The organism is Streptococcus jiangnanensis (genome assembly GCF_040888325.1).
Taxonomy (GTDB): domain Bacteria; phylum Bacillota; class Bacilli; order Lactobacillales; family Streptococcaceae; genus Streptococcus; species Streptococcus jiangnanensis.
In genome coordinates, this window is sequence record NZ_JBFNFF010000002.1 from 231,107 (window position 1) to 242,861 (window position 11,755).

Annotated in this window: 11 protein-coding genes; 10 read left to right on the forward strand and 1 reads right to left on the reverse strand. The window is 42.1% G+C overall.

Going from position 1 to position 11,755, the window contains the following annotated elements; genetic code table 11:
• The first annotated feature begins 8 nt into the window (after positions 1–8).
• The 4 genes from pabB to AB2B49_RS03800 all read left to right on the forward strand — a co-directional run bounded on the left by pabB (position 9) and on the right by AB2B49_RS03800 (position 6,358).
• A complete protein-coding gene (pabB, locus tag AB2B49_RS03785) occupies positions 9–1,724 on the forward strand; it encodes an aminodeoxychorismate synthase component I (protein ID WP_049505271.1) in 1,716 nt (571 codons plus the stop codon).
• Positions 1,725–1,842: 118 nt separating this feature from the next.
• Entirely contained in the window at positions 1,843–4,335 is a 2,493-nt protein-coding gene (locus AB2B49_RS03790; RefSeq protein ID WP_320691936.1) for an Ltp family lipoprotein, read from the forward strand.
• A 125-nt stretch (positions 4,336–4,460) separates the two neighbouring features.
• Positions 4,461–5,420, forward strand: a complete 960-nt coding sequence (locus AB2B49_RS03795; RefSeq protein WP_000078588.1) for an ROK family glucokinase — start codon at positions 4,461–4,463, stop codon at positions 5,418–5,420.
• 98 nt (positions 5,421–5,518) lie between these two features.
• Positions 5,519–6,358: a thymidylate synthase gene (locus AB2B49_RS03800; RefSeq protein ID WP_049506146.1), complete on the forward strand. Its 840-nt coding sequence runs from the start codon at positions 5,519–5,521 to the stop codon at positions 6,356–6,358.
• Positions 6,359–6,400: 42 nt separating this feature from the next.
• Here the strand turns inward: AB2B49_RS03800 and AB2B49_RS03805 are convergent, their stop codons facing one another.
• Complete coding sequence (locus AB2B49_RS03805; protein WP_001051782.1) at positions 6,401–6,571, reverse strand: DUF3042 family protein; 171 nt, start codon at positions 6,569–6,571, stop codon at positions 6,401–6,403.
• 120 nt (positions 6,572–6,691) lie between these two features.
• Here AB2B49_RS03805 and miaA point away from each other — a divergent pair, with 120 nt between their 5' ends.
• Genes miaA through AB2B49_RS03835 form a run of 6 tightly spaced genes read left to right on the forward strand, consistent with a single transcriptional unit; the run spans position 6,692 to position 11,671 of the window.
• A complete protein-coding gene (gene miaA, locus AB2B49_RS03810) occupies positions 6,692–7,576 on the forward strand; it encodes a tRNA (adenosine(37)-N6)-dimethylallyltransferase MiaA (protein WP_049506144.1) in 885 nt (294 codons plus the stop codon).
• Positions 7,569–8,807, forward strand: coding sequence for a GTPase HflX (gene hflX / locus AB2B49_RS03815; RefSeq protein ID WP_049506142.1), 1,239 nt, complete (start codon positions 7,569–7,571; stop codon positions 8,805–8,807). The genes miaA and hflX overlap by 8 nt, the downstream gene beginning before the upstream one ends.
• Complete coding sequence (locus AB2B49_RS03820; protein ID WP_049506140.1) at positions 8,800–9,423, forward strand: cystathionine beta-lyase; 624 nt, start codon at positions 8,800–8,802, stop codon at positions 9,421–9,423. The genes hflX and AB2B49_RS03820 overlap by 8 nt, the downstream gene beginning before the upstream one ends.
• 14 nt (positions 9,424–9,437) lie before the next feature.
• Positions 9,438–10,367, forward strand: a complete 930-nt coding sequence (rnz, locus tag AB2B49_RS03825; RefSeq protein WP_049506138.1) for a ribonuclease Z — start codon at positions 9,438–9,440, stop codon at positions 10,365–10,367.
• 29 nt (positions 10,368–10,396) lie between these two features.
• Positions 10,397–10,888: a DUF7832 domain-containing protein gene (locus AB2B49_RS03830; RefSeq protein ID WP_049506136.1), complete on the forward strand. Its 492-nt coding sequence runs from the start codon at positions 10,397–10,399 to the stop codon at positions 10,886–10,888.
• Positions 10,889–10,915: 27 nt separating this feature from the next.
• Complete coding sequence (locus tag AB2B49_RS03835) at positions 10,916–11,671, forward strand: SDR family NAD(P)-dependent oxidoreductase (protein ID WP_049506134.1); 756 nt, start codon at positions 10,916–10,918, stop codon at positions 11,669–11,671.
• Positions 11,672–11,755 lie beyond the last annotated feature (84 nt).

Below are 11,755 nucleotides of genomic sequence, written 5' to 3' on the forward strand. Positions count from 1 at the left end.
CTTAAGATATGCATAGAAAAACAGTGATTGATTTTAGGGCTTTGGGGGAGAGATACACCTTTACCCAGCCTATCAAAGAGTTAAAAACGAGAGATTTATCAGAAGTGGCAGACTTGCTGGCACAAGTGGAAAGCTACCAAGAGCAAGGCTATTATGTAGTGGGCTATGTCAGCTACGAGGCTGCACCTGCATTTGAGGAGAAATTAGCAGTTCATAAAGCTCCTTTACTGGCAGAGTATCTGCTATATTTTACAGTTCATGACAGGGTAGAAACATCGCCTATTCCTCTGACTTATGAGGAAGTAGATCTGCCTTCAAAGTGGCGGGAAGTAACGTCTGCAGCAGACTATGAAAAAGCTATTGCCCAGATTCACCATCATTTGCGTCAGGGGGACACCTACCAGGTAAATTACACTGTCCAACTCAAGCAAGACTTGAGTGTCAATCCTTTTGCCATTTATAATCGTATGGTGGTAGAGCAGGAGGCGGGCTACAATGCCTATGTTGAACATGATGAGATGGCAGTGATTTCCATGAGTCCAGAGCTCTTTTTTGAGCAAAATGACCGGGAATTAACGACTCGCCCAATGAAGGGAACAACCCAGCGGGGAGTGACTAACCAAGAAGATTTAGAACAGGCTAGTTGGCTAGAACAGGATCCTAAAAATCGTTCTGAAAATATGATGATTGTGGATCTTTTGCGCAACGATATGAACCGTATTTCTGAGGTGGGGAGTGAGCACGTGGAGCGTCTGTGTCAGGTGGAGCAGTATTCAACTGTTTGGCAGATGACTTCGACCATCAAGAGTCAGTTACGACCGGATGTTGAGCTAGTTGAAATCTTCCGTTCGCTCTTTCCATGTGGTTCCATCACAGGAGCACCGAAAATTGCGACCATGGAAATCATCAAGAACTTGGAGCCTCAACCCAGAGGAGTTTACTGCGGAACGATTGGTCTCTTGCTTCCAAATGGACGACGGATTTTCAATGTCGCCATTCGGACCATTCAACTCTATATGGGCCAAGCTATCTATGGAGTTGGAGGCGGGATTACTTGGGATAGTACTTGGGAGTCTGAATACCGTGAAGTTCATCAAAAGGCGGCTGTACTCTATCGTAAACAACCACGTTTCCAATTGATTACAACTGGGAAAATCAGCAAAAAACAACTGCTGTTTGAAGATCAACATCTGGAAAGACTGACAAAGGCGAGCCGTTATTTTGCCTATCTTTTTGATCCGGAAGACCTGAGACAAAAGATAGAGGAAGAGTGTCAGGCTTGTGATGCTAATCAAGACTACCGTTTGCGAATTACCCTCAGCAAGTCTGGAGAGATAGAACTCAGTCGTCAAGTATTAACACCCCTTAGTCCTAGTTTCTGTCAGGCTCAACTTTGTCTGCAAGAAGCTGATTTGCAGCAAGCATTTACCTACTTCAAAACCACTCACAGACCGCACTTGAGCATAGGGGAACAGGAAATCATTTACCATAATGTGGCAGGAGAGCTATTGGAAACGTCTATCGGGAATCTAGTTCTGAAAATTGCTGGAGAACTCTACACACCGCCTACCAGTCTAGGAATTTTGCCAGGAATTTATCGTCAGCATTTGCTGGAAACAGGACAGGTAAAAGAGAAAATTATGACTTTGGAAGACCTGAACCAAGCAGAAGCTATCTATGGCTGTAACGCAGTCAGAGGTTTGTATGAGTTGGAAGTGATATAACTATAGGTTTTCAATTAAGTTTTAGATTTATTTGTTAATATTTAATATTTGATTTGAAAGCAAAATTAAATATATGGTATACTATAAGTATAAATCAATAAAAATAATGGAGATTTTTATGAAAAAATCAAAAAAAATTTTAGTAACCAGCTTAGCAACTGCAACACTGGGACTTATTGCATTATCAGATACAACTGGAGACTTTCCTTTTTCGGCTCAGCATGTTTCTGCTCAAGAAAAGGATGCATCTAAAAATGGTAAGGTTGTAAAAGAGAATACAACTTCGGCGTCAAATCAAGCTGAGAAATCAAAAACACCAGCGCAAAAACCTGCTGAGAAACCAAAAACACCAGCGCAAAAACCTGCTGAGAAACCGAAAACACCAGCGCAAAACCCTGCTGAGAAACCGAAAACACCAGCGCAAAACCCTGCTGAGAAACCGAAAACACCAGCGCAAAACCCTGCTGAGAAACCGAAAACACCAGCGCAAAACCCTGCTGAGAAACCGAAAACACCAGCACAAAAACCTGCTGAGAAACCGAAAACACCAGCGCAAAACCCTGCTGAGAAACCTAAAAATACAAGTCCTAAAGAGGATAAGTCCAAATCTACAGCTCAGTCTGGTTGGGTAGGCTCATCGTACTATGAAAATGGTACTAAAGTTACTAATAAGTGGATTTTTGATAAAAAAGCTAATTCTTATTTCTATCTAAATGCTTCGGGAAACTATGTCCAAAATGCTTGGGTAGGCAATTACTATCTTAAATCAGATGGTAAAATGGCTAAGAGTGAATGGATTTATGATAAAAACTATGGATCCTATTATTATCTGACCGCAGAAGGTAGCTACGCTCGAAACGCATGGGTAGGTAATTACTATCTAAAATCAGACGGGAAAAGAGCTAAAAATGAATGGATTTATGACAATAACTATGGGTCATACTATTATTTAACAGGAGAAGGCAGCTACGCTCGCAACACATGGGTAGGCAATTACTATCTTAAATCAGATGGTAAGATGGCTAAAGCTGAGTGGATTTATGACAAAAACTATGGATCCTATTATTATCTAACAGCAGAAGGCAGCTACGCTCGCAACACATGGGTAGGCAATGACTATCTTAAATCAGATGGTAAGATGGCTAAAGCTGAGTGGATTTATGACAAAAACTATGGATCCTATTATTATCTAACAGCAGAAGGCAGCTACGCTCGCAACAAATGGGTAGGCAATTACTATCTAAAATCAGATGGTAAGATGGCCAAAAATGAATGGGTAGATGGTGGTCGTTATTATGTAGGAGACGATGGTGTGTGGCAACCAAAACCAGCGCCAAAGCCAGCACCAAAACCAGCTGAGAAACCGAAAACGCCAGCACAAAAACCTGCTGAGAAACCGAAAACACCAGCACAAAAACCTGCTGAAAAAGCTAAAGAAACAACTCCTAAACAGGATAAATCACAATCTAAAGTTCAGTCTGGCTGGGTAGGAAATTACTACCTCAAATCAGATGGAAAGAGAGCTAAAAATGAATGGGTAGATGGTGGTCGTTATTATGTTGATTCTGATGGAAAAAAGGTTAAAAGTGACTGGATTTATGATAAAAACTATGGTTCATATTATTATCTAACAGCAGAAGGCAGCTACGCTCGCAACAAATGGGTAGGAAATTATTACCTCAAATCAGATGGAAAGATGGCCAAGAATGAATGGGTAGATGGTGGCCGTTATTATGTTGAATCAGATGGTAAAATGGCTAGGGATAAATGGGTAGATGGTGGCCGTCACTATGTAGGATACGATGGTGTGCGGCAACCAAAACTAGATGGGAAGCAGTACAATGCTGCTTTAAAGACAGCACAAGATTATAATAGGATTCATTTGTCAAAAAAAAGAATTTATGAGATGTTAATTTATGAAGGTTTTAATAGTGACACTGCACAATATGCTATCAATCATTTGCAAGCAGACTATAAGGCGAATGCCTTAGCTAAAGCAATAGGATACCGAAAAAATAGCAATCTCTCAGAAACGCAAATTTATCACTGGCTAACTTCTCCTAGTATTGACAAATTTACCAAAGAAGAAGCCAACTATGCTATTCAAAAACTTAATCTACCATCAGAAGGCAGCTATCCTCGCAATAAATGGGTAGGAGATTATTATTATAAATCAGATGGAAAGTTGGCCAAGAATGAATGGGTAGATGGCGGTCGTTACTATGTTGATTCTAAAGGCAAAATGGTAAGGGATAAATGGGTAGATGGTGGCCGTCACTATGTAGGATACGATGGTGTGCGGCAACCAAAACTAGATGGGAAGCAGTACAATGCTGCTTTAAAGACAGCACAAGATTATAATAGGATTCATTTGTCAAAAAAAAGAATTTATGAGATGTTAATTTATGAAGGTTTTAATAGTGACACTGCACAATATGCTATCAATCATTTGCAAGCAGACTATAAGGCGAATGCCTTAGCTAAAGCAAGAGGATACCGAAAACATAACAATCTCTCAAAAACGCAAATTTATCACTGGCTAACTTCTCCTAGTATTGACAAATTTACCAAAGAAGAAGCAAACTATGCCATTCAACATTTAGGTGACTAATTTTTACAAATAGTGAAGCAAATGAGATGTTTTAATTTTGGCTTGTAGCCTGCAAACCTTTGCACAAAAGAGACGATTTTGTTATACTATATCTGTAAGCATTTTCAATTAAAAAGGAGAAGACGATGAGTCAAAAGATTATTGGGATTGACCTTGGTGGAACATCTGTCAAGTTCGCAATTTTAACTCAAGAGGGAGAAATCCAAGAAAAATGGTCTATTAAGACCAATATTTTGGACGAAGGAAGCCATATTGTAGATGATATGATTGAGTCTATTCAGCATCGTTTGGACTTGCTTGGATTGTCAGCTACGGATTTCCGAGGTATTGGAATGGGATCACCTGGTGTGGTTGACCGTGAAAAAGGGACTGTTATCGGTGCCTACAACCTCAACTGGAAAACCCTTCAACCGATTAAAGAAAAGATTGAAAAAGCCTTGGGGATTCCATTCTTCATTGATAATGATGCCAACGTAGCTGCTCTTGGTGAGCGCTGGATGGGGGCAGGCGACAACCAACCGGACGTTGTCTTTATGACACTTGGTACTGGTGTTGGTGGTGGTATCGTGGCAGAAGGCAAATTGCTTCACGGTGTTGCTGGTGCGGCAGGTGAGCTTGGCCATATCACTGTTGACTTTGACCAACCAATCGCATGTACCTGTGGTAAAAAAGGCTGTCTTGAGACAGTTGCTTCTGCAACAGGGATTGTCAACTTGACTCGTCGATATGCAGATGAATACGAAGGCGATGCGGCCTTGAAACGCTTGATAGACGACGGTGAAGAAGTAACAGCCAAAACTGTTTTTGACCTTGCAAAAGAAGGGGACGACCTTGCCTTGATCGTTTACCGTAACTTCTCACGTTACTTGGGAATCGCATGTGCTAACATCGGTTCCATCCTCAACCCATCAACAATCGTTATCGGTGGTGGGGTGTCAGCAGCGGGAGAATTCCTTCTACAAGGTGTTCAAAAGGTTTACGACGAAAATACCTTCCCACAAGTACGCACATCCACAAAATTGGCTCTTGCAACTCTAGGAAATGACGCTGGAGTTATCGGTGCGGCATCACTTGTATTGCAATAAGATCATAAAAGGAGAAAAACACTACTTTAAAGCCAGTGATTTTCCTCCTTTCTTTTTTTATGCTATACTAGTTAGGACAATAAATGAGGTGAGAGTAAATGACAAAAGCTGATACGATTTTTAAAGAAAATATTGAACGAATCCTCAAAGACGGTGTCTTTTCTGAACAAGCACGTCCCAAGTACAAGGATGGGACTGTTGCCAACTCCAAGTACGTAACTGGTGCCTTTGCCGAGTATGACTTGGCTAAGGGGGAATTTCCCATTACAACCTTGCGTCCGATTGCAATCAAATCCGCCATCAAGGAAGTGCTCTGGATCTACCAAGATCAGTCTAATTGCCTAGAAGTGCTAAATAGCAAGTACAATGTTCACTACTGGAATGACTGGGAAGTGGGAGATACAGGAACCATTGGTGAGCGCTACGGTGCAGTTGTTAAGAAACACGACATCATCAATAAGATTCTCAAACAATTGGAAGAAAATCCTTGGAACCGCCGCAATATTATCTCTCTCTGGGATTACCAAGCTTTTGAAGAGACAGACGGCCTCCTTCCATGCGCCTTTCAGACCATGTTTGATGTCCGTCGAGTAGATGGAGAAATCTATCTGGATGCGACCTTGACCCAGCGTTCGAATGATATGTTGGTGGCCCACCACATTAACGCTATGCAGTATGTGGCTCTTCAAATGATGATTGCCAAGCATTTCGGCTGGAAGGTTGGGAAGTTTTTCTATTTTATCAACAACCTTCATATCTATGATAATCAGTTTGAACAAGCTCAGGAATTGCTCCGTCGTGAGCCGTCAAACTGCCAACCACGCTTGGTTTTAAATGTTCCTGATGGGACTAATTTCTTTGATATCAAAGCGGAAGACTTTGAGTTAGTTGACTATGATCCAGTCAAGCCACAACTGAAGTTTGATTTGGCCATTTAAGAAAATAAAAAGAAGTTGAGATTTCTCAACTTCTTTTGTTGCTTAATGTGATACGCGGCGGCGAGCTGCTTTTTTGCGGTTTTCTTCGATGAAAGCTGCTTTTTGCTCTTCTGGCTCAATCACTTTCTTTTTAATTGCGTATACTGCACCTGCAACAGCAGCGACAGTTCCTGCGACACCTGTTACAAGACCTTTAGCGAATCCTTTAGCCATGAGTCTTCCTCCTTTATCTTCCCGATCAGCCAGGCTCCCCAAGTGGTAGCATTTTTCTGACTGACCTTTTTGTGATATAATAATAGTAACGAAAAAATGGAAATTTTTCAAGGAAAAAAGATGAAAACAAAAATAATTGTGATTGTTGGACCGACCGCTGTTGGGAAGACAGCCCTTGCTATTGAAGTAGCCAAGCGCTTTGGTGGAGAGGTGGTCAGTGGTGACAGTCAGCAAGTATACAGAGGGTTGAATATTGGGACGGCCAAGGCTAGCCCAGAGGAGCAAGCAGCTGTTCCTCATCATTTGATTGATGTCAGAGAGGTGACCGAGTCTTACTCGGCTTTTGATTTTGTTTCAGAAGCTAAGAAGGCTATTGAGGATATTCAAAGCCGTGGCAAGCTAGCCATTATCGCTGGTGGAACTGGACTTTATATCCAGAGCTTGCTTGAAGGCTATCATCTAGGTGGGGAAACACCTCATGAGGAGATTGTAGCTTATCGGGCTAGTTTGGAGCCTTATTCAGATGAGGAATTAGCCCATCTTGTGGAGCAAGCAGGTCTTGAAATTCCCCAGTTTAATCGTCGTCGTGCCATGCGTGCCTTGGAAATTGCCCATTTTGGTCAGGATTTGGAAAATCAGGAAAGTCCTTATGAAGCTTTGATTATTTGCTTGGATGATGAACGCAGTCAGCTTTATGAACGTATCAACCGTCGAGTAGATCTGATGTTTGAGGCTGGACTTTTGGATGAGGCTAAGTGGCTTTTTGACTATTATCCAGATGTGCAGGCTGCTAAAGGCATTGGCTACAAGGAACTCTTCCCTTATTTTCGAGGAGAGCAAACTCTTGAGGAAGCAAGCGAGAGTCTCAAACAGGCGACCCGCCGTTTTGCTAAGCGTCAGTTGACCTGGTTCCGTAATCGCATGCAGGTGACCTTTTATCAGATAGGAGAGTCTGGTGTGAAGGAGCGCATTCTAAGCCAGATTGAGGAGTTTTTACATGATTGAAACGGAGAAAAAAGAGGAGCGAGTTCTGCTGATTGGTGTGGAATTACAGGGCATGGACAATTTTGACCTCTCTATGGAAGAATTGGCCAGTCTAGCCAAGACAGCTGGGGCAGTCGTAGTCGATAGCTACAGGCAAAAAAGGGAAAAGTATGACTCCAAGACCTTTGTCGGTTCTGGTAAGTTGGAAGAGATTGCGCGGATGGTTGATGCAGAAGAAATTACCACAGTCATTGTCAATAACCGCTTAACTCCACGGCAAAATGTCAATCTAGAAGAAGTTCTGGGTGTCAAGGTGATTGACCGTATGCAGTTGATTTTGGATATCTTTGCCATGCGGGCTCGTAGCCACGAAGGGAAACTTCAAGTGCATTTGGCCCAGCTTAAGTACCTCTTACCTCGCTTGGTTGGTCAGGGAATTATGCTCAGCCGTCAGGCAGGGGGAATTGGTTCCCGTGGTCCAGGTGAGAGTCAGTTGGAACTGAACCGTCGTAGTGTTCGCAATCAAATCACAGATATCGAACGCCAGCTCAAGGTGGTAGAGAAAAATCGGGCGACAGTCAGAGAAAAACGCTTGGAGTCAAGCACCTTTAAGATTGGCTTGATTGGCTACACCAATGCTGGGAAATCAACCATCATGAACACCTTGACCAGTAAGACCCAGTATGAAGCAGACGAGCTCTTTGCGACCCTGGATGCGACGACCAAGAGCATCCATCTAGGGGGTAATCTTCAGGTTACCTTGACTGATACGGTTGGGTTTATCCAAGATTTGCCAACAGAATTGGTGTCCAGTTTTAAGTCAACCTTGGAAGAAAGCAAGCATGTGGATCTACTAGTTCATGTCATCGATGCCAGCAATCCTTACCACGAGGAGCATGAGAAAACAGTCCTCTCCATCATGAAAGACTTGAATATGGAGGATATTCCTCGTTTGACCCTTTATAATAAAGCGGATTTGGTTGAGGATTTCACGCCGACTCAAACGCCTTATGCCCTCATTTCTGCCAAGTCTGAGGATAGTCGTGAGCAGTTGCAAGCATTGTTTTTGGAGAAGATCAAGAATATTTTTGAAGTCTTTACCCTGCGCGTGCCTTTTTCAAAATCCTACAAGATTCATGATTTGGAAAGTGTGGCGATTCTTGAAGATTTTGACTACCAAGATGATGGAGAAGTGATTACAGGCTACATTTCCGAGAAAAATAAATGGAGGTTAGAGGAATTTTATGACTGATATTAAAACCTTGGCTCTAAAATATGGGGGCTATACAAGTCTGGATAAGGTCTATCTGGATCAGCTTCTAGCTGGCAAAACAGAGCAGGAGCAGTTAGCTCTCATCACACCTCCTCCGAGTGTAGTCAATGCCTACTTTGCAGAACTTTATCAGAAAAAGAGTCCTGAAGCTGCGACGGATTACTTTGCAGAACTCAGTCAGGAACTGAACCTCTACAATGCTGAGCCAAGTTTCACCTTTGAAAATAAGCCTTTTATTCGTCTTAATTTATCTGGCAAATCTTTTGGATTTTGCTATGAGAGTAAGGGTCTGGGGCGGATCTTCTCTGAAAATGAAGAGGTAATCTCGGATGACTTGCTCTTTGAAATTGCGCAAATTTTCCCTCATCAACTCGTCTTTGAAGAATCTGGAAAGATTTACATGAAGGCTGTCGGAGATGAGAAAGTTGTTAGTGTGGAGAGTCTCACAGCTTTGACTGATTTGGAAAGTTTGGCAGATGGTCGCAAACGACTCAAAGGCTACAGTCAAGAGGATTTACTGCAAGAAGCTGTTGCTTTTTCTGGCAGTCGCTATTTCCGATCGGAAAATCGCACAGCCATGTTATATATTGATTAATTAGAAAGTATCGAATGGATATTCAATTTTTAGGAACAGGGGCTGGTCAGCCCTCTAAAGCCCGCAACGTTTCAAGTCTCGCATTGAAACTCTTGGACGAGATTAACGAAGTCTGGCTCTTTGACTGTGGAGAAGGAACGCAAAATCGCATTCTGGAAACCACGATTCGACCACGGAAGGTCAGCAAAATCTTTATCACCCACCTGCATGGAGATCATATCTTTGGCTTGCCAGGATTCCTTTCTAGCCGTGCTTTTCAAGCTAATGAAGAGCAGACAGATTTGGACATTTATGGACCACAAGGGATCAAGTCATTTGTCTTAACCAGCCTTCGTGTGTCGGGTTCTCGTCTGCCTTATCGCATTCATTTTCATGAGTTTGACCAAGATTCTCTAGGGAAAATCCTTGAGACCGATAAATTCACAGTGTATGCAGAGGAGCTGGACCACACTATTTTCTGTGTCGGTTACCGTGTCATGCAAAAGGATTTAGAAGGAACCTTGGATGCTGAAAGACTTAGGGCTGCTGGTGTTCCATTTGGTCCGCTTTTTGGAAAAATCAAAAACGGTCAGGACGTTGTTCTAGAAGACGGAACTGAAATCAAAGCTGCTGACTATATCTCAGCGCCACGTCCAGGTAAGATTATCACCATTCTGGGCGACACCCGAAAAACCAATGCCAGTGTGCGTCTAGCTGTCAATGCAGATGTTCTTGTCCATGAGTCGACTTATGGCAAGGGAGATGAAAAAATTGCTCGCAATCACGGTCACTCAACCAATATGCAGGCAGCACAAGTAGCGGCTGAAGCAGGTGCCAAACGCCTCCTACTAAATCATATCAGTGCTCGTTTCCTCTCAAAAGATATCAGCCAGCTCAAGAAAGATGCAGCAACTGTTTTTGAGAATGTCCATGTGGTCAAAGATCTGGAAGAGGTTGAGTTATAATGTTTCAGGTTCATTAAGAGGGAAATAAGATGACTGTTGAAAATCGTTTATTGGATAAAGCAGATTGGTATTTTGAAAATGCATTAACCAACTACTTGCACAGCTATCAATTACAAAAAGAAGAGCTAACTCAAAAAGATTATCGGGAGATTTATCGTTGGGCTGCGAATCATATCGGTTTTTTCGTTACTTGGCTCATCCAGCATGATGCCAAAGAAATGATGTCTCCTGATGAAGAAACGGTATTCCAAAGTATAAAAAAAGAGCAAACTTTGGGTGTTGATTATCTTTTAGACTGGTACGATGGTAAACTGGGAACGATGGATATTACAAAGGATTTTCAGGCTTTTGTAAATGACTATTATGAACATCAGTATATGGATGATTATTCCGAATTTGTAGTCAATGACTTGTATGACTTGCCTTTAGAATTTTTAGGTAGCTGGGAGGATTATCATCTGTTTGCTCCTGTCATTGATCAAGCCTATGCTCATTATTTAGCTGGAAAAAGATTTCATTAATTGACCAAAACTTTGAAAGGAATAGAGATGCGCACCATCATCATCACTGGGGCTAGCGGTGGCTTAGCCCAAGAAATGGTCAAACTCTTGCCAAATGACCAACTCATCTTACTAGGTAGAAACAAGGAAAAATTAGCTCAACTCTACGGAAATCAACCTAATGTGGAATGGATTGAAATCGACATTACTGATGACTCAGCCATAGAAGCTCTGGTAGCTGACCTCTATCTCCGTTATGGCAAGATTGATGTCTTGATTAACAACGCTGGTTACGGGATTTTTGAGGAATTTGACCAGATTTCTGATCAAGACATTCATCAGATGTTTGAGGTCAATACCTTTGCTCTGATGAATCTGTCTCGTCGTCTTGGAGCTCGCATGAAAGAAAATCGAAAAGGCCATATCATCAATATCGTCAGCATGGCAGGTTTGATAGCGACTAGCAAGTCCAGTCTCTATTCGGCGACCAAGTTTGCGTCTATTGGATTTTCAAACGCTTTGCGCCTCGAACTGATGCCCTATGGTGTCTATCTAACGACGGTTAATCCAGGACCGATTCGTACTGCCTTTTTTGACCAGGCAGACCCAGATGGGACCTACCTCAAGTCGGTTGACCGCTTTCTCTTAGAACCAGATGCAGTCGCTAGAAAGATTGTCAGAATCATAGGAAAAAACAAACGGGAACTCAATCTCCCAGTTTTGTTGAACCTAGCCCATAAGTTTTATACCCTCTTTCCCAAGTTAGCTGATAAGTTGGCAGGGGAGACTTTTAATTATAAGTAAAAAAGTTCCTTACAAAAGGAACTTTTTTTATACTATTTAACTGAGTGTCAAAAATTTGTTTGTTTTTTTGTTCTAAATCTACAT